19 protein-coding genes are annotated in these 24,509 nt (G+C 58.0%); 15 read left to right on the forward strand and 4 right to left on the reverse strand.

The features are described from left to right. The 4 genes from V6F78_RS00825 to V6F78_RS00840 all read left to right on the forward strand — a co-directional run bounded on the left by V6F78_RS00825 (position 1) and on the right by V6F78_RS00840 (position 5,938). Positions 1-636, forward strand: a complete 636-nt coding sequence (locus V6F78_RS00825; protein ID WP_047277711.1) for a DsbA family protein — start codon at positions 1-3, stop codon at positions 634-636. Further along, positions 566-2,446, forward strand: coding sequence for an ABC transporter ATP-binding protein (locus V6F78_RS00830; RefSeq protein WP_230683769.1), 1,881 nt, complete (start codon positions 566-568; stop codon positions 2,444-2,446). The genes V6F78_RS00825 and V6F78_RS00830 overlap by 71 nt, the downstream gene beginning before the upstream one ends. 202 nt (positions 2,447-2,648) lie before the next feature. Continuing rightward, the gene (locus V6F78_RS00835) at positions 2,649-5,105 is read left to right on the forward strand and encodes an EAL domain-containing protein (RefSeq protein ID WP_047292807.1); all 2,457 of its coding nucleotides are present in this window, start codon (positions 2,649-2,651) and stop codon (positions 5,103-5,105) included. 44 nt (positions 5,106-5,149) lie between these two features. Continuing rightward, complete coding sequence (locus V6F78_RS00840) at positions 5,150-5,938, forward strand: TenA family transcriptional regulator (RefSeq protein ID WP_047275344.1); 789 nt, start codon at positions 5,150-5,152, stop codon at positions 5,936-5,938. Between the two features lie 77 nt (positions 5,939-6,015). On the opposite strand, the gene V6F78_RS00845 is transcribed toward V6F78_RS00840, so the two are convergent. The 4 genes from V6F78_RS00845 to V6F78_RS00860 form a co-directional block, all read right to left on the reverse strand. Beyond that, on the reverse strand, positions 6,016-6,756 hold the full coding sequence (locus V6F78_RS00845) for a YciK family oxidoreductase (protein ID WP_314398217.1): 741 nt from the start codon (positions 6,754-6,756) through the stop codon (positions 6,016-6,018). A gap of 45 nt (positions 6,757-6,801) precedes the next feature. Then, a complete protein-coding gene (gene mupP / locus V6F78_RS00850) occupies positions 6,802-7,473 on the reverse strand; it encodes an N-acetylmuramic acid 6-phosphate phosphatase MupP (protein WP_047275340.1) in 672 nt (223 codons plus the stop codon). Positions 7,474-7,476: 3 nt separating this feature from the next. Continuing rightward, a complete protein-coding gene (gene ubiG, locus V6F78_RS00855; RefSeq protein WP_047275338.1) occupies positions 7,477-8,175 on the reverse strand; it encodes a bifunctional 2-polyprenyl-6-hydroxyphenol methylase/3-demethylubiquinol 3-O-methyltransferase UbiG in 699 nt (232 codons plus the stop codon). A gap of 63 nt (positions 8,176-8,238) precedes the next feature. Continuing rightward, on the reverse strand, positions 8,239-9,570 hold the full coding sequence (locus V6F78_RS00860) for a TRZ/ATZ family hydrolase (RefSeq protein ID WP_070414232.1): 1,332 nt from the start codon (positions 9,568-9,570) through the stop codon (positions 8,239-8,241). Positions 9,571-9,678: 108 nt separating this feature from the next. Between V6F78_RS00860 and mtnA the strand changes: the two genes are divergently transcribed. From mtnA to V6F78_RS00915, 11 genes are all read left to right on the forward strand, one after another. Then, the gene (gene mtnA, locus V6F78_RS00865; RefSeq protein WP_332726446.1) at positions 9,679-10,755 is read left to right on the forward strand and encodes an S-methyl-5-thioribose-1-phosphate isomerase; all 1,077 of its coding nucleotides are present in this window, start codon (positions 9,679-9,681) and stop codon (positions 10,753-10,755) included. A 273-nt stretch (positions 10,756-11,028) separates the two neighbouring features. Then, the gene (gene gyrA / locus V6F78_RS00870) at positions 11,029-13,692 is read left to right on the forward strand and encodes a DNA gyrase subunit A (RefSeq protein WP_047277709.1); all 2,664 of its coding nucleotides are present in this window, start codon (positions 11,029-11,031) and stop codon (positions 13,690-13,692) included. 149 nt (positions 13,693-13,841) lie between these two features. Further along, positions 13,842-14,927, forward strand: a complete 1,086-nt coding sequence (gene serC, locus V6F78_RS00875; protein WP_047275388.1) for a 3-phosphoserine/phosphohydroxythreonine transaminase — start codon at positions 13,842-13,844, stop codon at positions 14,925-14,927. Next, on the forward strand, positions 14,927-16,021 hold the full coding sequence (pheA, locus tag V6F78_RS00880) for a prephenate dehydratase (protein WP_047275333.1): 1,095 nt from the start codon (positions 14,927-14,929) through the stop codon (positions 16,019-16,021). The genes serC and pheA overlap by 1 nt, the downstream gene beginning before the upstream one ends. A gap of 11 nt (positions 16,022-16,032) precedes the next feature. After that, the gene (gene hisC, locus V6F78_RS00885; RefSeq protein WP_332726447.1) at positions 16,033-17,145 is read left to right on the forward strand and encodes a histidinol-phosphate transaminase; all 1,113 of its coding nucleotides are present in this window, start codon (positions 16,033-16,035) and stop codon (positions 17,143-17,145) included. Next, entirely contained in the window at positions 17,138-19,381 is a 2,244-nt protein-coding gene (locus V6F78_RS00890; protein ID WP_332726448.1) for a bifunctional prephenate dehydrogenase/3-phosphoshikimate 1-carboxyvinyltransferase, read from the forward strand. The genes hisC and V6F78_RS00890 overlap by 8 nt, the downstream gene beginning before the upstream one ends. Beyond that, complete coding sequence (gene cmk / locus V6F78_RS00895) at positions 19,378-20,067, forward strand: (d)CMP kinase (protein WP_047277706.1); 690 nt, start codon at positions 19,378-19,380, stop codon at positions 20,065-20,067. The genes V6F78_RS00890 and cmk overlap by 4 nt, the downstream gene beginning before the upstream one ends. Positions 20,068-20,190: 123 nt before the next feature. Further along, entirely contained in the window at positions 20,191-21,885 is a 1,695-nt protein-coding gene (gene rpsA, locus V6F78_RS00900; RefSeq protein WP_016780248.1) for a 30S ribosomal protein S1, read from the forward strand. Positions 21,886-22,212: 327 nt separating this feature from the next. Continuing rightward, complete coding sequence (gene ihfB, locus V6F78_RS00905; protein ID WP_047275326.1) at positions 22,213-22,521, forward strand: integration host factor subunit beta; 309 nt, start codon at positions 22,213-22,215, stop codon at positions 22,519-22,521. Between the two features lie 11 nt (positions 22,522-22,532). Beyond that, on the forward strand, positions 22,533-22,781 hold the full coding sequence (locus tag V6F78_RS00910) for a lipopolysaccharide assembly protein LapA domain-containing protein (RefSeq protein WP_047292814.1): 249 nt from the start codon (positions 22,533-22,535) through the stop codon (positions 22,779-22,781). A gap of 309 nt (positions 22,782-23,090) precedes the next feature. Then, positions 23,091-24,461, forward strand: coding sequence for an LPS O-antigen chain length determinant protein WzzB (locus V6F78_RS00915; RefSeq protein ID WP_094991254.1), 1,371 nt, complete (start codon positions 23,091-23,093; stop codon positions 24,459-24,461). The last annotated feature ends 48 nt before the right edge of the window (positions 24,462-24,509 follow it).

Raw genomic sequence — 24,509 nt, forward strand, 5'->3', positions numbered from 1 at the left:
ATGTCAGCGCGCCTGCTCTATGTGATGGACCCCATGTGTTCGTGGTGCTGGGGCTTTGCGCCCGTCGCCCGGGCCTTGGTCGAGCAGGCGCAGGCCGCCGGAGTGGAGTTGCATCTGGTGGTCGGCGGGTTGCGCACGGGCAGTGGATCAGCCCTCGAACCGCACACCCGACGCTACATTTTGGAGCATTGGCAGGCGGTCACTGAGGCCACCGGCCAGCCGTTTACGGTTGACGGAGCGTTGCCCGAGGGTTTCGTGTATGACACCGAACCCGCCTGTCGGGCGATCGTTGCCGCGCGCAGCCTGGCCCCCGATTGTGCGTGGACCCTGACGGGTTTGATCCAGCAAGCGTTCTACGTGCAGGGCCGTGATGTGACCCAGGCCAGTGTGCTGGTGGAGCTGGCTGAAACAGCCGGTGTGCCGCGCATCGAATTTGCGGCGGCCTTCGACAGTGTCGAGCAACACGCCGCGACGGCGGCTGATTTTACATGGGTGCAAGATTTGGGCATTGCCGGGTTCCCGACGCTGCTGGCTGAGCGCAATGGCCAGCTGGCGTTGCTCACCAATGGCTATCAACCGCTCGACCCTTTATCTGATCTGCTCGGGCGCTGGCTGGACCGTGCCGCGCGTGGGTAACCCCAAGGAATCCCCTCTGAGTACTTCCCAACCGGATCGCCTGACCTGGGCTGAAATCCGTCGGCTGGCCCTGCGTCACAAAAAAGCGCTGTGGATTGCCAATGGCGTCGCAGTGCTGGCCACCCTGTGCAGCGTGCCGATCCCGTTGTTGCTGCCCTTGCTGGTGGACGAAGTGCTGCTGGGCAATGGCGATGCCGCGCTCAAGGTGATGAATCAGTTCTTGCCGACCACGCTGCAGTCTTCAGTGGGGTATATCGGCCTGATGCTGCTGGTGACGTTGATGCTGCGTTGTGGCGCGTTGTTGTTCAACGTGCTGCAAGCGCGGTTGTTTTCGCGGTTGGCCAAGGACATCGTGTTTCGCATCCGCCTGCGGTTGATCGAACGCCTGAAACGCATCTCGCTGGCGGAATACGAGAGCTTGGGCAGCGGTACCGTAACCACACATTTGGTGACCGACCTGGACACCCTGGACAAGTTCGTGGGCGAGACCCTGAGCCGGTTTTTGGTGGCGATGCTGACGCTGGTCGGCACGTCCGCGATTTTGTTGTGGATGCACTGGCAGTTGGCGCTGTTGATCCTGCTGTTCAACCCGCTGGTGATTTACGCCACGGTGCAGTTGGGTAAGCGGGTCAAGCACCTCAAAAAGCTCGAAAACGACAGCACCGCGCGCTTCACCCAGGCGCTGACTGAAACCCTGGATTCTATCCAGGAGGTGCGCGCCGGCAATCGTCAGGGCTACTTCCTCGGGCGCCTTGGGCACCGGGCTAAAGAGGTACGCGATTTCGCCGTGGCCTCGCAATGGAAAAGCGACGCCTCCAACCGGGCGAGCGGGTTGTTGTTTCAGTTCGGGATCGATATTTTCCGCGCTGCCGCGATGTTGACCGTGCTGTTCTCGGACTTGTCGATTGGCCAGATGCTCGCGGTTTTCAGTTACCTGTGGTTCATGATCGGCCCCGTTGAGCAGTTGCTGAACCTGCAATATGCGTTTTATGCGGCGGGCGGGGCGGTGACGCGTATCAACCAATTGCTGGCCCGCGCTGACGAGCCGCAGTACCCCGGTGGGGCCGATCCGTTCACGGGCCGGCAGACCGTCGGGGTGCAAGTGCGGGACTTGTGTTTCAGCTATGGCGAAGAGCGCGTGCTCGATCACTTGAACCTGACCATTGCACCGGGCGAAAAGGTGGCCATCGTCGGGGCCAGCGGTGGCGGCAAAAGTACCCTTGTTCAGTTGCTGTTGGGGCTGTACACGCCTCAGTCAGGCAGCATCTTCTTTGCTGGCGAAAGCCAGCCGGCCATCGGACTCGACACCATTCGTGAGCATGTTGCCGTGGTCTTGCAGCATCCGGCCCTGTTCAACGACACGGTGCGCGCCAACCTGACCATGGGCCGCGAGCGCACCGACGAAGCCTGCTGGCGGGCGCTGGAAATCGCCCAGCTCGACGGCACCATTCATACCTTGCCCCAAGGGCTGGACAGCATTGTCGGGCGCTCCGGCGTGCGGCTGTCCGGCGGTCAGCGTCAGCGGCTGGCCATCGCGCGCATGGTGTTGGCCGATCCCAAAGTGGTGATCCTCGATGAGGCGACCAGTGCGCTGGACGCTGCCACGGAATACAACCTGCATCACGCTTTGGGAAAATTCTTGAGCGGGCGCACGACTTTGATCATTGCCCACCGCCTATCTGCGGTAAAACAGGCGGATCGGGTATTGGTGTTTGATGGCGGCCGCATTGCCGAGCAGGGCGATCACCAACAGCTTATGGCTGAAGGCGGGCTCTACGCCAAGTTATACGGGCACTTGCAGCAAAGTTGAGCCTGCGTCGACGTTGCGTTTTCCCTGTTGAGTGCTTGAATCCCCAACATCAATCTCTTTTTTGTGCCTGATTGCCCGCCCGAAGCCTTTAGAGAGGGTCTGCACGTCTGGTTGTTTTGCTTGTCTGAAATTGACCTAGTCTCAAGTAGCTGTGAGGTATTTTCTCTGGTTTTCATCCAGCAATCTGAATGAAAGGGAACTCATGAAGCGTAAACGTGAACTTGGTACACCGCGGCTGTTGGGCATTGTGTGGCCGTTTATCGCGGTGGTGCTGTTCCAGGCGTTATTAGGCTGCGTGAGCCTGTATATGCTCTCGGCGGTTCGGGGTTATGTGGCGGGCGAAAGCCTGTGGTCCAAGGGTCAAAAAGATGCCATTTACTACCTCAATCTGTACGCAGACAGCCGCGATCCGGCCATTTTTGACAAATATCAGCAGGCTATCCGGGTGCCGCAAGGTGGTCATAATCTGCGGTTGGCGCTGGACCAGTCCCCCCCCGATCTGAATGCCGCCCGCGAAGGCATCTTGCAGGGCGGCAACAGCCCGGATGATGTAGCGAGCATTATTTGGTTCTATCGCCACTTTCGCCATTTCAGTTACCTGGACACCGCTATCCAAAAATGGACGGTGGGTGACGACTACCTGATTCAGCTCGATACGCTGGCGCAGGAAATGCACCAAAAAATCAGTGCCAATCAGGCCACCGACGCGGACGTGCAGCGCTGGAAGCAGCGGATTTTCGAAATCAACGAAGGCGTGACTCCGGCCGCCAAAGCGTTCAGTGACGCCCTGGGTGAAGGTTCGCGCTTCATTCAACAGTTGTTGATCTTCATTAACCTCGCCACCGCCCTGATGCTGATTCTGCTGGCCCTGTTGCGCACGCATAAAATCCTGGCGCAGCGCCGGGCCTTTGCCGAGGCGTTGCAGGTGGAGAAAGAGCGTGCACTGGTGACGTTGGAGTCGATTGGCGACGGGGTGATTACCACCGATGTCAATGGCGCCATCGACTACATGAACCCGGCTGCCGAACACCTCACTCACTGGAACTCCAAACAGGCGCAGGGCGTGCCGTTGGCGGCACTGTTCAGGTTGCTGGATGAAAATGCGCCCGATGACGGCTTAAAGCTGATCGACCATATTTTGAGCGGCCAGTTGGGCAACAGCAGCGACCACTCCAAGCTGATTCAGCGCATGGATGGCACCACGGTCGCCGTGACGCTGGTGGGCGCGCCTATTTTCAGTGCAGGTAAAGTGAGCGGCGCTGTGCTGGTGCTGCATGACATGACCCAGGAGCGGCAATACATCGCCAATCTCTCCTGGCAAGCGACCCACGACGCTCTGACCGGACTGGCCAACCGCCGTGAGTTTGAGTACCGCCTGGATCTGGTGCTGCAAAACCTGGGCCGTCAGCAGGGGCGGCACGCCTTGATGTTCCTCGACCTGGACCAGTTCAAATTGGTCAATGACACCTGTGGCCATGCGGCAGGCGATGAGCTGTTGCGCCATATTTGTGCGCTGCTGCATTCGGGGTTGCGCGAGGGCGATACCTTGGCGCGTCTGGGCGGTGATGAGTTCGGCATCCTGTTGGAGAACTGCGCGCCGGATATGGCGGAAAAAATTGCCGAGGGTTTGCGTCAGACCGTTCAAAGCCTGCATTTTGCGTGGAAGGGCCGTCCTTTCCTTAACACCATCAGCATTGGTCTGGTACACATTCACCAAGCCCCTGTGACGCTGGAAGGCTCGCTGCGCGCAGCGGACATGGCCTGTTACATGGCCAAGGAAAAAGGCCGTAACCGGGTGCAGGTCTACCATGCCGACGACTCGGAGTTGTCTTTGCGTTTTGGCGAAATGGCGTGGGTGCAACGCCTGCACGTGGCCTTGGAGGAGAACCGGTTTTGCCTGTATTCGCAGGAGATCACGCCGCTGGGGCAGGGCGTGCAAGACGGGCATATCGAAATCCTGCTGCGGCTGCACGATGAGTCGGGGCACATCATCCTGCCCGACAGCTTTATTCCGGCCGCAGAGCGCTATGGCTTGATGACATCGATTGACCGCTGGGTGGTCGAGAACGTGTTCAAAGTGATTTCTGAATGCTCGGCCTTGGGTTCTGATCAGTCGATGGCCATGTGTGCCATCAACTTGTCGGGCTCCACCATCGGTGATGAGGACTTTTTGCAGTTCCTGCATGAACAGTTCGCGTGTTATGGCGTGGCGCCGGAGCGGGTGTGTTTCGAAATAACCGAAACCAGCGCGATTTCCAATCTGGGCAGTGCGATCCGCTTTATCAATGACCTCAAAGGGTTGGGCTGCCACTTCTCGCTGGATGATTTTTGCGCCGGGATGTCATCGTTTGCGTACCTCAAGCATCTGCCCGTCGACTTTTTGAAGATCGATGGCAGTTTTGTAAAGGATATGCTGGACGATCCCATTAACCGCGCTATGGTTGAGGTTATTAACCATATCGGGCATGTTATGGGCAAACGCACTATTGCAGAGTTCGTTGAATCGTCGCAGATTGAGCAGGCATTGATCGAGATTGGTGTCGATTATGCTCAGGGTTACATCATTGAACGGCCGCGATTGTTCACCAGTGACAGCCTGTTGTCCCGCCCCAAGCGCTCATGGCCGTTGGCTTTGAAGGCGCCGGGCTCGTTGCGTTGAGGTTTTGCAGGTCTGTCTAATCACCTCTCAAAAGGAACCCGATTGTGATCGATACATTTGTTCGTACTGGCCCGCTCATGGAAGCCACCAGTTATCCGCAATGGGCTCAGCAGCTGATTCGTGACTGCGCGCCGAGCAAACGCCGGGTCGTGGAGCATGAAATCTACCAACGCATGCGCGACAACACGATCAACCCCAAAACCATGCGCATGTACCTGATCGGTGGCTGGCCGGTTGTCGAGCAATTCTCGCTGTACATGGGGCATAACCTGGGCAAAACCCGCTATGGCCGCCACCCCGGCGAAGACATGGCGCGTCGCTGGCTGATTCGCAACATTCGCGTCGAACTCAACCATGCCGATTACTGGGTGCATTGGGCGCGTGCCCATGATGTGAGCCTGGACGACATGATCGCCCAGGAGATCCCGGCAGAATTCCAGGCATTGAACGACTGGTGCTGGCACACGTGCACGGCGGACTCCCTGGCGGTCTCGATGGCAGCGACCAACTACGCCATTGAGGGCGCCGTGGGTGAATGGTCAGCGGTGGTCTGTTCCAGCACGGTGTATGAGGACTCATTCCCGCAGGAGGGGCGCAAGCGCGCCATGAAGTGGCTGAAGATGCATGCTCAGTACGATGACGAGCATCCCTGGGAAGCGCTGGAGATTATTTGCACGCTGGCGGGCTTGAACCCGAGCGAGGCGCTGCAAACTGAACTGCGCAAAGCGATTTGCAAAAGTTATGACTACAAATACCTGTTCCTGCAAAGCTGCCTGCAGTACGAGAAGGCGCCCGTGGCGCGCGAGCGCCTGGAGATGGTCGAGGCCGGTTAAGGCGTTTGATTTGAATGTGAGCGCATAAAAAAACCGCAGGTCGCGTACAGCGCAACCTGCGGTTTTTTAGTTCACGCTTACTGCGCGTCGAAGGCCTGGCCGTTGATGCCGCTGCTGTCCGGGCCCATCAGGTACAGGTACACCGGCATGATCGCGTCGGGCAGCGGGTTGTTTTCCGGGTTTTCGCCCGGGTATGCCAACGCCCGCATGCTGGTGCGGGTTGCGCCCGGGTTGACGCTGTTGGCGCGAACCGGCGCGATGCCGTCCACTTCATCGGCCAGGGTTTGCATCAAACCTTCGGTGGCGAACTTGGACACGCCGTACGCCCCCCAATAAGCCCGGCCTTTGCGACCCACACTGCTTGAGGTGAAGATCACCGAGGCGTCCTGCGACAGCTTGAGCAGCGGCAGCAGGGTGCTGGTGAGCATGAACATGGCGTTGACGTTGACCTGCATCACGCGCATGAAGTTCTCACCCGACAACTGCTCCAAAGGCGTGCGCGGCCCGATGATCGAGGCGTTGTGCAGCACGCCATCCAGGTGACCGAATTCGCTTTCGATCATGGCGGCCAGTTCGTCGTACTGGTGTGGCTGTGCCGTTTCCAGATTGAACGGGATAACCGCAGGCTGTGGGTGGCCTGCGGCTTCGATTTCGTCGTACACCTGGCTCAGATTGGCCTCGGTTTTGCCCAGCAGCAGCACCGTGGCGCCATGGGCTGCGTAGGTTTTGGCGGCGGCAGCGCCGATGCCCCGGCCAGCGCCGGTAACAAGAATGACGCGGCCCTGAAGCAGGTCGGGGCGGGCGGTGTAATCAAACATATAAAGCCTCTACGAGAAGATGGGGTCTAAGGCGGCGCTTGCTGCTTAGCAACTGCACATCGCGTTATCCAATACTTTGCGCAAATCGCAGGGGTGATCGACCACGACGTCAGCGCCCCAGTGATCCGGGTTGTCGTCGGGGTTGATATAGCCAAAGCGCACGGCGGCGGTCTTGGTGCCTGCATCGCGGCCCGATTCGATATCGCGCAGGTCGTCACCGACGTACAGCACGCTGGCCGGGTCGAGATCGAGCATCTTGCATGCCAGTGTCAGCGGCTCGGGGTCCGGTTTGCTGCGCGTGACATGGTCCGGGCAGATCAGCAGTGCCGAGCGCTCGGCCAGCCCCAGCCGCTCCATGATCGGCTGTGCAAAGCGCACCGGTTTGTTGGTGACGACGCCCCAGATCAGGTGTGCTTTTTCGATGTCGGCCAACAGCTCGGCCATGCCATCGAACAGCCGCGTATGAACGGCGCAATTGTGCTGGTAGCGTTCCAGGAACTCCAGGCGAAGGGCTTCGAACCCCGGGGACTCTGGGTCCATGTTGAACGTCACGGCTACCATGGCGCGTGCGCCGCCAGAGATTTCGTCGCGGATCAGCTTGTCAGCGATAGGTGGCAGGTCGCGTTCGGCCCGCATCGCCTGGCAGATGGCAATGAAGTCCGGCGCGGTATCGAGCAGGGTGCCGTCCATGTCAAAAAGAACTGCTCTTAAACGCATGGGTTACTCCTCGCGCAGGGTCTGGATCATGTAGTTGACGTCGACGTCCGACTCCAGCTTGTAATGCTTGGTCAGCGGGTTGTAGGTCAGGCCGATGATGTCTTTGACGCTCAGTCCGGCCTGACGGCTCCATGCACCCAGCTCGGAAGGGCGAATGAACTTCTTGAAGTCGTGGGTCCCGCGCGGGATCAGCTTCATGATGTATTCGGCGCCAATGATCGCGAACAGATAGGCTTTCGGGTTGCGGTTGATGGTGGAGAAGAACACCTGGCCGCCCGGTTTGACCAGACGATGGCAGGCGCGGATGACCGAGGCCGGATCGGGCACGTGCTCAAGCATTTCAAGGCAGGTGACCACGTCGAACTGCTCTGGCATTTCTTCGGCCAGCGCCTCGGCGGTGATCTGGCGGTAATCCACTTCCACGCCGGATTCAAGTTGATGCAGGCGGGCTACGGCCAATGGCGCCTCGCCCATGTCGATGCCCGTCACCTGGGCGCCGCGCTGGGCCATGGATTCACTGAGAATGCCGCCGCCGCAGCCCACGTCGAGGACTTTTTTGCCGGCCAGTTGCACGCGCTCGTCAATCCAGTTGACGCGCAACGGGTTGATGTCGTGCAGTGGCTTGAATTCGCTCTCACGGTCCCACCAGCGATGGGCAAGCGCTTCGAATTTGGCGATCTCGGCGTGGTCAACGTTGCTCATGGGTCAATCCTCTAAAACTGAAAAATCCGGGTAATGCGGCGGGCTGACACCCCCGCGTTGGTCTCAATGGGTGTGGCTGGCGATGCGCTCGCCCCAGGCTTTGGCGTTCGCGATCAGCTGTTGTTCATCCAGGCGGGTCAGGCGCCGGTCTTCGACCAACTGCTTGCCGCCCACCCACAGGTGCTGGACGCAGTCCCGGCCTGTGGCGTAGATCAGTTGCGACACGGGGTCGTAGACCGGCTGCTGGGCCAGCCCGCTCAAGTCGAAAGCCACCATGTCTGCATATTTACCGAGTTCAATGGAGCCGATATCGCTTTCAAGGCCCAAGGCGCGGGCGCCGTTAAGGGTCGCCATGCGTAACGCGCGGTGGGCGTCAAGTGCCGTGGCCGAGCCTGCGACGGCCTTGGCCAGCAAGGCAGCGGTGCGGGTTTCGCCCAACAAATCGAGGTCATTGTTACTGGCCGCGCCATCTGTGCCTACCGCCACATTCACCCCGGCCTGCCATAAACGCTCGACCGGGCAGAAGCCGCTGGCCAGTTTCAGATTGGACTCGGGGCAGTGAATCACGCTGGCGTTGCTTTCTACCAGCATCGCCAGGTCGTCATCGCTGATCTGGGTCATGTGAACGGCCTGGAAGCGCGGACCCAGCAACCCCAGGCGAGCGAGGCGGGCCAGCGGCCGCTCGCCCGTGTGCGCCTGCGCCTGATGCACTTCATGGGCGGTTTCGTGCACGTGCATATGAATCGACGCGTCCAGCTCATCGGCCACCACGCGGATTTTTTCCAGGTTTTCGTCGCTGACGGTGTAGGGCGCATGCGGGCCGAAAGCGATGTTGATCCGTGGATGACATTTAAGGTCGCCAAACAGTTCCACCGCCTGGCGCAACGACTCGTCCGCCGAACTCGCGCCGGGGATCGGGAAGTCGAGGATCGGAATCGCGACTTGCGCGCGGATGCCGCTTTCATGAACACGGTCGCAGGCGACCTTGGGGAAAAAGTACATGTCGCTGAAGCAGGTGATGCCGCCTTTAAGCTGTTCGGCAATCGCCAGGTCGGTGCCGTCGCGCACGAACGCTTCGTCGACCCACTTGCCCTCGGCGGGCCAGATATGGTCTTGCAGCCAGGTCATGAGCGGCAGGTCATCGGACATCCCGCGAAACAGCGTCATGGCTGCATGGCCGTGGGCGTTGATCAGCCCCGGGCAAAGCAGATTGCCGGGCAGTTCGCGGGTCTGGACAGCGGTGAGCTTCAGGGCGGTCGCGCGCGGGCCGATGAACACGATGCGCCCGTCACGAATACCGACACCGTGGTCCTTGAGTACGACGCCGGCCGGTTCGACAGGCACCAACCAGGTTGGCAACAGTAATAAGTCGAGGGGCGCAGTCGCAGTCGGCATCGAAAAGGGTGTCCAGTGCTTTATAAAAAGGAGGCGAAGTATACCCGAGCGTCTTGCTGGAGGGCTCGCTATAATCGGCGGCTTTGTTTCTGGGTGATGGGGGAAGGCATGCGCGATCGACTGTTGGCGGCGGAAAAGGTGAAGGCCATCGACTGGCGGGGCGAGGCCCTGTATCTGTTGGATCAGCGTATTTTGCCGTTCGAAGAAAGCTGGTTGCCCTACACCAGCGCTGAGTGTGTCGCACAGGCCATTCGCGACATGGTGGTGCGTGGCGCGCCGGCGATCGGTATCGCCGCCGGCTACGGCGTGGTGCTCGCTGCACGCACGCGCAAGGCGGCTGGCGGTGATTGGGTGGCCGCGCTGGAAGCCGACTTTTTGCTATTGGCTGATTCGCGGCCGACGGCGGTCAATCTGTTTTGGGCGCTGAACCGTATGCGCGAGCGCCTGGCCCGCGTGCAGCATCGCGAGGATGCGCTGCAGGCGCTCGAAGCCGAAGCCCTGGCCATTCATGACAGTGATCGCGAAGCCAACCTGACCATGGCGCAACTGGGTGTCGATGTGATTCGTCGGCATCAAGGCAACGCCCAGGCCGTGTTGACCCACTGCAATACCGGTGCGCTGGCGACTGGCGGTTTTGGTACGGCGCTGGGGGTGATTCGTGCGGCCTTCCTGGAAGGCATGATTGAGCAGGTCTATGCCGATGAAACCCGGCCGTGGCTGCAAGGTTCGCGCCTGACCGCCTGGGAATTGGCCAATGAAGGGATCCCGGTGACGTTGAATGCCGACTCGGCGGCGGCGCATATCATGAAAACCAAAGGGGTGACCTGGGTGATTGTGGGGGCCGATCGCATCACGGCAAACGGCGATGTGGCGAACAAAATCGGCACCTACCAGTTGGCCGTCAATGCCATGCACCATGGCGTGCGGTTTATGGTGGTCGCCCCCAGCTCGACCATTGACATGGCGCTGGACAGCGGTGAGTCGATCCCGATCGAGGAGCGGGACGGCGAAGAATTGCTGAGTGTGGGCGGCAAGCGCGTGGGCGCGCAGGTGTCAGCGTTCAACCCGGTGTTTGACGTCACGCCCGCGGACCTGATCGATGTGATCGTGACCGAAAAGGGCATCGTCGAACGTCCGGATGCCGCCAAAATGGCCCAGTTAATGTGTCGCAAGCGGCTGCATTAAGACGCTCTCGGCTCCCCAGAGCGCGTTTAAGCCGATAATTGGTGCACTTACTGTGTGCCATGCGCATCAGGGGGATAGGTGCGTGGCGGCGATTGTGATAACATCCGGCGGTTTCCAGGGTGGCCCGCAGGGGTTGCCCTTAATGCGCAAATCCGTGTCATAACTCGTTGATTTGTCGTAAGTCGTTGCTTGGCACGTGGCCAGCATCGGCGAGCTTCGTTCGTCCCGAATGGATGTGGCGAAGTTTCACCCGAAAAAGGAATCAGGCTTCTCATGGGCGAACTGGCCAAAGAAATCCTCCCGGTCAATATCGAAGACGAGCTGAAACAGTCCTACCTCGACTACGCAATGAGCGTAATTGTCGGGCGGGCACTGCCTGATGCACGCGATGGCTTGAAGCCCGTGCACCGGCGTGTGCTGTTTGCAATGAGCGAACTGAACAACGACTGGAACAAGCCGTACAAGAAATCTGCCCGTGTGGTCGGTGACGTAATCGGTAAGTATCACCCGCATGGTGATACTGCGGTGTACGACACCATCGTTCGAATGGCTCAGCCATTCTCCCTGCGCTACCTGCTGGTAGACGGTCAGGGTAACTTCGGTTCGGTCGACGGCGACAACGCCGCCGCCATGCGATACACCGAAGTGCGCATGACCAAGTTGGCCCACGAACTGCTGGCCGACTTGCACAAAGAGACCGTGGACTGGGTGCCGAACTACGATGGCACGGAAATGATCCCGGCGGTCATGCCAACCCGTATTCCCAACTTGCTGGTCAACGGCTCCAGCGGCATCGCCGTGGGCATGGCCACCAACATTCCCCCGCACAACCTGGGTGAAGTGATCGACGGCTGCCTGGCGCTGATCGACAACCCTGAGCTGAGCGTCGATGAGCTGATGCAGTTCATCCCCGGGCCGGACTTCCCGACAGCGGCGATCATCAACGGCCGTGCTGGCATTATCGAAGCCTATCGCACCGGTCGTGGCCGTATTTACATGCGCGCCCGTTCGATCATTGAAGACATCGACAAGGTCGGTGGTCGCCAGCAGATCGTGATCACCGAACTCCCTTACCAGTTGAACAAGGCGCGTCTGATCGAAAAGATCGCCGAACTGGTCAAAGAGAAGAAGCTCGAAGGCATTACCGAGCTGCGCGACGAGTCCGACAAAGACGGTATGCGTGTCGTGATCGAGCTGCGTCGCGGTGAAGTCCCGGAAGTCATCCTGAACAACCTGTATGCCCAGACGCAGCTGCAAAGCGTGTTCGGCATCAACATCGTGGCCCTGATCGACGGTCGTCCGCGCATCCTGAACCTCAAGGATCTGCTGGAAGCCTTCGTGCGCCACCGCCGCGAAGTCGTTACCCGCCGTACGGTATTCGAGCTGCGCAAAGCCCGCGAGCGCGGTCACATCCTTGAAGGTCAGGCCGTTGCCCTGTCCAACATCGACCCTGTGATTGCCCTGATCAAAGCGTCGCCCACGCCGTCGGAAGCCAAGGAAGCGCTGGTTAGCACGCCTTGGGAGTCTACCGCCGTGGTGGCCATGGTCGAGCGCGCAGGGGCCGATTCCTGCCGTCCGGAAAACCTGGACCCGCAATACGGCCTGCGTGATGGCAAATACTTCCTGTCGCCTGAGCAGGCTCAGGCCATTCTTGAATTGCGTCTGCACCGCCTGACCGGTCTTGAGCACGAGAAGCTGCTGGCCGAATACCAGGAAATCTTGAACCAGATCGGCGAGCTGATCCGTATCCTCAACAGCGCTGTGCGTTTGATGGAAGTGATTCGCGAAGAGCTGGAAGTGATCCGCGCCGAATACGGTGATGTGCGTCGTACTGAAATCCTGGATGCCCGTCTCGACTTGACGCTGGGCGACATGATTCCGGAAGAAGAGCGTGTGGTCACCATTTCCCACGGTGGTTACGCCAAGACCCAGCCACTGGCGGCTTATCAGGCTCAGCGCCGTGGCGGTAAGGGCAAGTCGGCTACCGGCGTCAAGGATGAGGACTACATTGCTCACCTGCTGGTAGCCAACAGCCACACCACGCTGTTGCTGTTCTCCAGCAAAGGCAAGGTGTACTGGCTCAAGACCTATGAAATTCCGGAAGCCTCCCGTGCAGCCCGGGGTCGTCCGTTGGTCAACCTGCTGCCGCTGGATGATGGCGAATACATCACCACCATGCTGCCAGTCGAGGAATACACCGAAGGTCACTTCATCTTCATGGCCACTGCCAACGGCACTGTGAAGAAGACCCCTCTGGAAGCCTTCAGTCGCCAGCGCAGCGTCGGCCTGATCGCCCTGGAACTGGATGAAGGCGACGTGCTGATCAGCGCCGCGATTACTGACGGCGAGCGCGAAGTCATGCTGTTCTCCGATGGCGGCAAGGTGACGCGCTTCAAAGAGTCTGACGTGCGTGCCATGGGCCGTACGGCGCGAGGCGTGCGCGGCATGCGTCTGCCGGAAGGCCAGAAGCTGATTTCGATGCTGATTCCTGAAGAGGGCAGCCAGATCCTGACGGCTTCGGCGCGTGGTTATGGCAAGCGCACCCCGATCAGTGAGTTCCCTGAATACAAGCGTGGCGGTCAGGGCGTGATTGCCATGGTCAGCAACGAGCGCAATGGCCGTCTGGTCGGTGCGGTTCAGGTGCTGGACGGTGAAGAGATCATGCTGATTTCCGATCAGGGCACTCTGGTGCGTACCCGTGTCGATGAAGTATCGAGCCTGGGACGTAACACGCAGGGCGTCACCTTGATCAAGCTGGCAAGCGATGAAACGCTGGTCGGGCTTGAGCGGGTTCAGGAGCCTTCGGAAGTCGAAGGCGAAGAACTCGAAGGTGAGGGCGAAGACGGTATCGAGATCGAAGGCGAGGTCCTCCGGGACGGCGCTGACGACGAGCAACCGCTAGAGGCTGCCGCTGACGAAGAAGCACCGCAAGAATAAGCGGACACACAGGGGGCGGATGAGAATTCGCCCCCTTGTTGTTTGTCCCGTATGAAAAATCGGCATCCCCGTGGGCGCGGTCTCGCGTTCAGTCGCAGTGCCGAGAACCGATTTATTGCATGACCCACCAAATCAGAGCGAGAGTGGATGTGAGCAAACGAGCCTATAACTTCTGCGCAGGTCCAGCTGCGCTTCCTGAAGCTGTCCTGTTGCGTGCCCAGTCCGAGTTGCTCGACTGGCATGGCAAAGGCCTGTCGGTCATGGAAATGAGCCATCGCAGCGATGAGTTCGTGTCCATTGCCACCAAGGCTGAGCAGGACCTGCGTGACCTGCTGTCTATCCCCTCGAACTACAAGGTTCTGTTTCTGCAAGGCGGCGCAAGTCAGCAGTTTGCTCAGATCCCGCTGAACCTGCTGCCGGAAAATGGCAAGGCCGATTACATCGACACGGGCATCTGGTCCCAGAAGGCCATTGAAGAAGCGTCGCGTTTTGGTGCGGTCAATGTGGCTGCCACGGCCAAGCCTTATGACTACTTCGCGATCCCGGGTCAGAACGAATGGAATCTGAATAAGGACGCGGCCTATGTGCATTACGCGCCTAACGAAACCATTGGTGGCCTGGAGTTTGACTGGATTCCGCAAACCGGTGATGTGCCGCTGGTGGCCGACATGTCCTCTGACATCCTGTCGCGCCCTGTGGATGTATCGCGTTTTGGCATGATTTACGCCGGTGCGCAGAAAAACATCGGTCCGAGCGGCATTGTGGTCAACATCATCCGCGAAGACCTGCTGGGGCGTGCGCGCTCCATCTGCCCGACGATGCTTGATTACAAGGTCGCGGCCGATAACGGCTCGATGTACAACACGCCGCCGACCCTGGCGTGGTACTTGTCTGGCCTGGTGTTCGAGTGGCTGAAAGAGCAGGGCGGTGTAGAAGCCATTGGCAAGCTCAATGAAGTGAAAAAGCGCACGCTTTACGACTTCATCGATGCCAGCGGCCTGTACAGCAACCCGATCAACAAGACAGACCGCTCGTGGATGAACGTCCCGTTCCGTCTGGCCGATGACCGTCTCGACAAACCGTTCCTGGCGGGTGCCGAGGCACGCGGCCTGTTGAACCTTAAGGGTCACCGTTCGGTAGGCGGTATGCGGGCTTCGATCTATAACGCTGTGGACATCAACGCCGTCAATGCGCTGGTGGATTACATGGCGGCGTTCGAGAAGGAACACGGCTAATGTCCGAACAGGAACTCAAAGCCCTGCGTTTGCGCATTGACAGCCTGGACGAAAAGGTCCTGGAGCTGATCAGTGAGCGTGCGCGCTGCGCGCAAGAGGTCGCGCGCGTCAAAATGGGCTCGCTGGCGGAGGGCGAGGTGCCAGTGTTTTACCGGCCTGAGCGTGAGGCGCAGGTACTCAAGCGGGTGATGGAACGCAACAAAGGCCCGCTGGGTAACGAAGAGATGGCGCGCTTGTTCCGCGAAATCATGTCGTCGTGCCTGGCGCTGGAGCAGCCGCTTAAAGTGGCTTACCTGGGGCCTGAAGGGACCTTCACGCAAGCCGCCGCAATGAAACACTTCGGTCATGCCGTCATTAGCAAGCCAATGGCTGCCATCGATGAGGTGTTTCGTGAAGTGGCGGCCGGGGCAGTGAATTTTGGTGTGGTGCCGGTGGAAAATTCCACTGAAGGGGCCGTTAACCACACGCTGGATAGCTTCCTTGAGCACGATATGGTGATTTGCGGCGAGGTTGAGTTGCGCATTCACCATCACTTGCTGGTGGGCGAGAACACCAAGACCGACAGCATCAGCCGTATCTATTCCCATGCCCAGTCGCTGGCCCAGTGCCGCAAGTGGCTGGACGCGCACTATCCGAACGTCGAGCGTATTGCTGTATCGAGCAACGCCGAAGCGGCCAAGCGCGTGAAAGGTGAGTGGAACTCGGCAGCCATTGCTGGCGATATGGCGGCGGGCCTCTACGGGTTGACGCGACTGGCCGAAAAGATTGAAGACCGCCCGGACAACTCCACGCGGTTCTTGATGATCGGCAATCAGGAAGTGCCACCGACCGGTGATGACAAAACATCGATCATTGTGTCCATGAGCAACCGGCCGGGTGCGCTGCATGAGTTGCTGGTGCCGTTTCATGAAAACGGCATCGATCTCACGCGCATCGAGACGCGTCCCTCGCGCAGTGGTAAATGGACTTACGTTTTCTTCATTGACTTTGCTGGCCACCACCGAGATCCGTTGGTCAAAAGCGTGCTGGAACAGATCAGTCAGGAAGCGGTAGCACTCAAAGTGTTGGGTTCCTACCCGAAAGCGGTTCTTTAAGGCGATTTCACATGAGCGGTGATTTTCTCGCCCTGGCATTGCCGGGCGTGCAACAACTTTCGCCTTACGTCCCAGGCAAGCCTGTGGACGAGCTGGCGCGTGAGCTGGGGATTAACCCGGACACGATCGTCAAGTTGGCGAGTAACGAAAACCCGTTGGGGCCCAGCCCTAAAGCGTTGGCGGCTATTGGCGACGCGCTGGCAGAACTCACGCGTTATCCCGATGGCAACGGTTTCGCCCTCAAGACATTGCTGGCAGAGCAGTGTGGCGTCGAGCTGGATCAGGTCACGCTGGGGAATGGTTCCAATGACATTCTGGAATTGGTGGCGCGAGCCTATCTGGGGCCGGGCCTGAATGCCGTCTTCAGCGAGCATGCGTTTGCGGTGTACCCGATCGTCACGCAGGCTGTGGGTGCGCAAGCGCGCGTAGTGCCAGCCAAAGCCTGGGGTCATGATCTGCCCGCCATGCTGTCCGCGATCGACGAGTCCACGCGAGTGGTGTTCATTGCCAACCCGAACAACCCGACCGGGACCTGGTTCGATGCGAATGCGTTGAACGAGTTTTTGCAGGATGTTCCGCAACGGGTGCTGGTGGTACTGGATGAGGCCTACATCGAATACGCGGATGGCGGCGATTTGCCAGATGGTCTGGAATTCCTGTCTGCTTATCCAAACCTGCTGGTATCGCGTACCTTCTCCAAGGCTTACGGCTTGGCGGCATTGCGTGTGGGTTACAGCCTGTCAGCGGCCGGCGTGGCAGATGTGCTGAACCGCGTGCGTCAGCCCTTCAACGTCAACAGTCTGGCATTGGCGGCTGCCTGCGCTGCGTTACGCGATGTGGAGTATCTGGCACAAAGCCGGCGTCTGAACCAGGCCGGTATGCAGCAGTTGCAAGAGGGTTTCCAGGCGCTGGGCCTGAGCTGGATTGCGTCCAAGGGCAATTTCATTGCGCTGGATGTAGGGCAAGACGCAGCGCCCGTGTATCACGGGTTGCTGCAGGAGGGGGTGATTGTGCGCCCTGTCGCCAACTACGGCATGCCGAACCACTTGCGCATCACCGTGGGGCTGCCCGCTGAAAACACCCGCTTGCTTGAAGCGTTGACCAAGGTTCTCGCTCGTGGGTGATGTCATCTCGAAACAGTCGGCCAAGCCCTTAGTGGGCCGACTGGTAGTGGTCGGATTGGGGCTCATCGGCGGCTCCTTTGCCAAGGGGCTGCGTGAAAGCGGGTTGTGCGTGGAAGTGGTCGGCGTCGATCTCAATGCTGCATCCCGTACCCTGGCCGTAGAGCTGGGCGTGGTTGATCGCTGTGAGGCGGATCTGGCAGTAGCCTGCCGCGGCGCTGATGTGATTCAGTTGGCGGTGCCGATCCTGGCCATGGAAAAAATGCTCGCTCAATTGGCGGGCATGGATCTGGGCCAGGCCATCCTGACCGATGTCGGCAGCGCCAAAGGCAATATTGTGCGCGCAGCCACTCAAGCGTTTGGCGGCATGCCGCCGCGCTTTGTTCCGGGCCATCCGATTGCGGGCTCCGAGCAAAGTGGGGTAGAAGCGTCAAATGCGCGTCTGTTCGAGCGGCACAAAGTTATTTTGACCCCGGTAGCCGACACGGACCCCGGAGCGCTCAAGGTTGTGGATGCGATGTGGCGCGCCCTTGGGGCTGACGTCGAGCACATGCAGGTTGAGCGTCACGATGAAGTCCTTGCGGCGACTAGCCATTTGCCACACTTGCTGGCATTTGGTCTGGTGGATTCTCTGGCCAAGCGCAACGAGAATCTGGATATTTTTCGCTACGCTGCGGGTGGCTTTCGCGATTTCACAAGAATCGCGGGCAGCGACCCGGTGATGTGGCATGACATTTTCCTCGCCAATCGCGAGGCAGTGCTGCGCACATTGGATACATTTCGCACAGACCTCGACGCCTTGCGCGACGCGGTCGATGCAGGGGATGGGCATCAATTATTGGGCGTGTTCACGCGCGCCCGTGTTGCTCGCGAGCATTTCGGTAAAATACTGGCCCGCCGGGCATATGTGGACCCTATGAATACGAATGATCTGATTTTCCTGGCAAATCCTGGTGGACACGCAATCGGCCGCATCCGTGTACCAGGCGACAAGTCCATTTCTCACCGCTCGATCATGCTTGGCTCGCTGGCTGAAGGCACGACCGAAGTGGAAGGGTTCCTTGAAGGCGAAGATGCGCTGGCAACATTGCAGGCTTTTCGTGACATGGGCGTGGTCATCGAAGGGCCGCATCAGGGGCGCGTCACGATTCACGGTGTCGGGCTGCACGGCCTGAAAGCGCCACCGGGGCCTATTTATCTGGGCAATTCCGGCACCTCGATGCGCTTGCTGTCAGGTTTGTTGGCGGCGCAACCGTTTGATACCACCCTGACCGGGGATGCCTCGCTGACCAAGCGTCCAATGAATCGCGTGGCCAATCCATTGCGTGAAATGGGCGCCGTCATTGAAACCGCTGCCGAAGGGCGTCCGCCAATGACGATTCGAGGCGGGCATGCGCTCAAGGGCATGAATTACACCCTGCCGATGGCAAGTGCCCAGGTTAAGTCCTGTCTGCTCCTGGCTGGCTTGTACGCTGAAGGCAAGACCTCGGTGACCGAGCCTGCGCCAACACGCGACCATACCGAGCGCATGCTGCGTGGCTTCGGCTATCCGGTGACGGTCGACGGTGCCACTGCTTCCGTTGAGTCGGGCCATAAGCTGACAGCGACACACATTGAAGTGCCGGGTGATATCTCCTCCTCAGCGTTTTTCCTGGTTGCCGCTTCGATCGCTGAAGGTTCGGATCTGGTGCTTGAACATGTCGGGATTAACCCGACCCGTACCGGTGTGATCGACATTCTGCATCTGATGGGGGCCGATATTACTCTCGAGAACCTGCGCGAGGTGGGGGGCGAGCCGGTTGCAGACCTGCATGTGCGTGCAGCGAAGCTCAAAGGTATCGATATCCCGCAAGCATTGGTGCCACTGGCTATTGACGAGTTCCCGGTATTGTTTGTGGCGGCTGCGGTGGCAGAAGGTCGGACTGTACTGCGAGGCGCCGAAGAGTTGCGTGTGAAGGAGTCGGACCGTATTCAGGTAATGGCTGATGGCTTGCAGGCACTGGGCGTAAAGTGCGAGACGACCCCGGACGGCATCATCATTGAGGGTGGTGCGATAGGGGGCGGCGAAGTCCATGGTCATGGTGATCATCGTATTTCGATGGCGTTCAGCGTGGCTTCGTTGCGTGCCACTGCGCCTATTCGCATCCATGACTGCGCAAACGTTGCCACGTCCTTCCCCAACTTCCTGGCGCTGTGCAAGCAGGTCGGCATGAATGTCGCTGAAGAGGCGCAGTCGTGAATCCGTTGGCGCCGGTGATTACCATTGACGGACCGAGCGGTTCGGGTAAAGGCACAGTAGCGGGGCGGCTGGCCACGGAGTTGGGCTGGAAGCTGCTGGATTCAGGTGCCTTGTATCGTCTGCTGGCGCTGGCAGCCCGGGATCATGGTGTCGCGCTGAATGACGAGACGTTGCTGCAGCAGCTGGCGGCGCATCTGGACGTGCAGTTCGTCGGAGCGACAAATGGTCAGCCTGCCAAGATCATCCTGGAAGGGACGGATGTCACACTGGATATTCGCAATGAAGCGGTGGCGGCGGGGGCATCCGCTGTGGCGGCGTTGCCCGCTGTTCGTGAGGCTTTGCTGCAGCGTCAGCGAGATTTTAAGGAATTGCCGGGCCTGGTTGCGGATGGGCGTGATATGGGGACGGTGGTTTTTCCGGACGCTCCGCTCAAGATCTTCCTCACCGCCAGCGCTGAAGAGAGGGCGAGGCGTCGCTACTTGCAGTTGAAGGCCAAGGGCGATGATGTTAGTCTCCCGCGTCTGCTGGACGAGATACGTGCCCGCGATCAGCGTGATACGCAGCGTGCAATAGCCCCGCTTAAGCCGGCGGCTGATGCCATACAGCTTGACTCTACGGAGTTGTCTGTCGAGCAGGTGCTTGAACGCATCAGAAGTGAAATCGCCCTGCGCGATATCGCTGGATGACCAAGAAAGCATGCAGGAGACCAGAAATAGTCCTGTATGCCTTCTTTTATATGAACGTAACCCACATTGTCTGGAATGTGGCAGATGGGCGTATTCCTTCGCCCTTATTCAACAGGAATTAAAATGAGCGAAAGCTTTGCAGAACTCTTTGAAGAAAGCCTAAAAACCCTGAATCTTCAGGCTGGCTCGATCATCACCGCTATCATCGTTGATATCGATTACCAAGCTGGTTGGGTTACCGTTCACGCTGGTTTGAAGTCTGAAGGCCTCATCCCGCTGGAGCAGTTCCACAACGACGCTGGCGAACTGAACATCAACATCGGTGATGAAGTTCACGTTGCGCTGGACGCGGTCGAAGACGGCTTTGGCGAAACCAAACTGTCCCGTGAAAAAGCCAAGCGCGCTGAATGCTGGATCGTTCTGGAAGCAGCCTTCGCAGCAGAAGAAGTGGTCAAGGGCGTTATCAACGGTAAGGTTAAAGGCGGCTTCACTGTCGACGTTAACGGCATCCGTGCGTTCCTGCCAGGTTCTCTGGTTGACGTTCGTCCAGTGCGCGACACCACGCACCTGGAAGGTAAAGAGCTGGAATTCAAGGTCATCAAACTTGACCAGAAGCGCAACAACGTTGTTGTTTCGCGTCGCAGCGTACTGGAAGCAGAGAACTCGGCAGAGCGCGAAGCGCTGTTGGAATCCTTGCAAGAAGGTCAGCAAGTTAAAGGTATCGTTAAAAACCTCACCGACTACGGCGCGTTCGTGGATCTGGGTGGCGTTGATGGCCTGCTGCACATCACTGACATGGCGTGGAAGCGCATCAAGCATCCTTCCGAAATCGTCAACGTTGGCGACGAGATTGATGTAAAGGTTCTGAAGTACGATCGCGAGCGCAATCGTGTTTCCCTGGGCCTCAAGCAACTGGGCGAAGATCCATGGGTTGCTATCAAAGCCCGTTACCCAGAAAGCACTCGCGTTACCGCTCGTGTAACCAACCTGACCGACTACGGCTGCTTCGCTGAGCTGGAAGAAGGCGTTGAAGGTTTGGTACACGTGTCCGAAATGGACTGGACCAACAAAAACATCCACCCTTCGAAAGTCGTACAAGTCGGCGACGAAGTGGAAGTTATGGTTCTGGACATCGACGAAGAGCGTCGTCGTATCTCCCTGGGCATCAAGCAGTGCAAATCTAACCCATGGGAAGATTTCTCTGGCCAGTTCAACAAGGGCGATAAAATCTCCGGCACCATCAAGTCGATCACCGATTTCGGTATCTTCATTGGTCTGGACGGCGGCATCGACGGTCTGGTTCACCTGTCCGACATCTCCTGGAACGAAGTGGGCGAAGAAGCCGTACGTCGTTTCAAGAAGGGCGACGAGCTGGACACCGTTATCCTGTCTGTTGATCCAGAGCGTGAGCGCATCTCCCTGGGTATCAAGCAGCTGGAAAGCGATCCGTTCTCCGAGTACGTACAAGAGAACGACAAAGGCGCAATCGTTAAGGGCATCGTGAAAGAAGTTGACGCTAAAGGCGCCATCATCACTCTGGCCAACGATATCGAAGCGACTCTGAAAGCCTCCGAAATCAGCCGTGACCGCGTTGAAGACGCGCGCAACGTTCTGAAAGAAGGCGAAGAAGTAGAAGCCAAGATCATCAGCGTTGATCGTAAGAGCCGCGTAATCCAACTCTCCATCAAGTCGAAAGATGATGCTGAAGAGAAAGAAGCAATCCAGAGCCTGCGCGACAAGCCAGCTACCTCTGACATTGCTGCTGGTCCGACCACTTTGGGCGACCTGCTGCGTGCACAAATGGAAAAGCAGAACTAAGTTCTGATTGACCATTAAAAAGGGCGACTTCGGTCGCCCTTTTTTGTGCGCGCGGGTTTGATAGTGTTTTCTGTCCTGGGGGTTCTCATGCCCTGCGAGGTTGTGGAGCGTTCTCGCTGGTTGAGTCGAATTCAAGCCAATCCAGGTGTCGCTTATTGCAGGGCTGATCGCAGCGTGTCTGTGGTTCTCTTCATTAACCCGAACATACCTAAAAGTTCCCCTTCAATATTTCTTCAGATAAGTCAATCCCCGGGCTGTTCAAAGTCACTTGATCATGCTAAAACCTTTCAAGCGCTGATCTAGCTGCTTGAAAAAGAAGGGAAAAATATGACGAAGTCGGAGTTGATCGAACGAATTGTCACCCATCAAGGGCTACTCTCATCAAAGGATGTGGAGCTGGCCATCAAGACTATGCTTGAACAAATGTCACAGTCCCTGGCGACCGGAGATCGAATAGAGATCCGCGGTTTTGGCAGTTTTTCACTGCACTACCGTGCACCGCGTGTGGGGCGTAACCCAAAAACCGGGCAGTCTGTCAGTTTGGACGGAAAGTTCGTCCCTCATTTCAAGCCGGGCAAGGAATTGCGGGATCGGGTGAATGAGGACGAGGAAGATGACTTTAATCCTGAAGAGTAAAGGAGCTGCTCATGCGTGCTATTAAGCGCACAGCCGTCGTGGTGGTGTCTCTGCTGATTTTCTTTGGTGTGATTGTTTTCATTCTTGAAAATCAGCAAGCGACATCACTGACGTTTCTTGGCTGGAATACGCCACAGCTGCCAGCTGCATTGTTCTTTGTCGGGGCTCTGTTGTTAGGGCTAGCAATTGGCCCGCTTATTGGTTTTCTTGCCTACTGGCGAAAAACCGCCGGCTTGAAGCGCCGCATGCACCTTAGCTGACCTGCGCGTTCAACGTTCATGCGCTTGAGCTTTTACGAGGCGAGTCAGGCGCGTTGAGTGAGGCGGTGTAAGAAATACGGCTTTTTCTGTGTAAGTGATTTCTCAGGAGAATCCCTACTTATTCTCAAGCCTTGTATTGTTTTGTAATACTGGCAGAATGCGGGCTGTTCTCGATTGCCAGCTATTTTTTGTGCTTCACCAGGTGCGCAGTGATGCCATTACCCGGTTGAAAATAAATCGTATTTCAAGCACGCAAGAAAAATTTCTGCATGACGAGCCCGCAGTTTCTTTTGAAGGCAGGCCCTTGTTGTGACCAGTATTTCTCGTATACCCAGTGGCTCATCATCCGATGAGATTGACCTGATTGCCTTGTTTCAGGCGATTTGGCAACAAAAGAAAATGATCATTGCCACAACTATCATCAGCGGGGTGATAGCACTGGGCTATGCCTATTACGCAACGCCTGAATATCAAGTCACCAGCGTTCTTCGCCCTGCGGCGATCAATGAGCTGGACGCGCTGAACCGGTCAGGCGTCTACACGCTGCCACCCAGCGAAGCGTTGATGAAAGTGGGGGCCAGCCTGGAGTCGTACGATTCGCGCTTGGGCTTCTTCCGGGACAATCAGGAACTCTTCAGGCAATTCAAGCGTCCAGGCCGGACACTTGAGCAAAGTTTCGAAGAGTTCAACCGTGACTCGCTCAAGCTGGTTCTGCCAGACCCTAAAAAAGCGGATGCACTCAGTGCTTTCATTGGTCTTGAGCTGAATTACCCCAAGGGCGTGGATGGTGTGCAGATTCTCAATGGCTTTGTTGATTACGCAATCAATGCAGAGCGCGAGCAGATCGCTGCTGACCTGAAAGTCATCGTCAATAACCGTCTGACTGAGCTTAAAGGCAAGATCGACGCTGCCCGCTCAAGTTATGAAAATGACAAGGCAGCTCGTATCGCCACGTTGCAGGAGGCAGATAACCTCAAGCGTGCTCAGCTACAAGACGAGCTGAAAGCCTTGCGTCAGCAGCTGAAAGTAGCGCGTTCAGACAGAATGGCGCAATTGTCCGAAGCGATTGGCATTGCCAAAACCTTGGGGATTCAAAAGCCAACCACGCCTTCTGCCTTGGGCGACTCTGTACGTTCGGGCGATACCAGCGTCATGCGTACCGAAATCAACAACCAGCAGATTCCTCTCTACTTTATGGGTGTTGAAGCCCTGGAGGCGGAGCGTGCGGCCTTGCAGCAGCGTAAAACAGATGACTTTACCGAAGGGCGCATTGCACAGATCGCCCGTGAGTTGCAATTACTGCAAAGCAACAGGGAAGTAGAAGTGCTCAAGCAGCGTCAAAATGAAGACGTGTTTTTGAGTGGGGTTGAACCTCTGCGTGCTGAAGTCGTACGGTTGGGCAACTTGAACAATCTGGATTTCACAAACCTGAAGCTTGTTTCCATCGACCGTAAAGCATTGGAACCTATGGCGCCTGTTAAACCCAAAAAGTCGTTGATTGTAGTGATGGGGTTGCTGCTCGGTGGCATGTTTGGAGTCTTCATTGCGCTGATGCGTTACTTGGTCAAGTCGCATCGACTTCAGCAGCAAAGACTGTCGCCAGTGCTCTCTGCAACGTTAAGCGGAGCACAGGGTGTGGTGAGCGGTAACGGAAAAGTCTTGCAAAGTGATCGTCGCTGATCGGTTAGATGCCTGGATGCATCTCGACCTGACTTGTGGACTAATTGC

Origin of the sequence: Pseudomonas sp. ESBL9, from assembly GCF_036668715.1 — a bacterium.
Classification (GTDB): domain Bacteria; phylum Pseudomonadota; class Gammaproteobacteria; order Pseudomonadales; family Pseudomonadaceae; genus Aquipseudomonas; species Aquipseudomonas lundensis.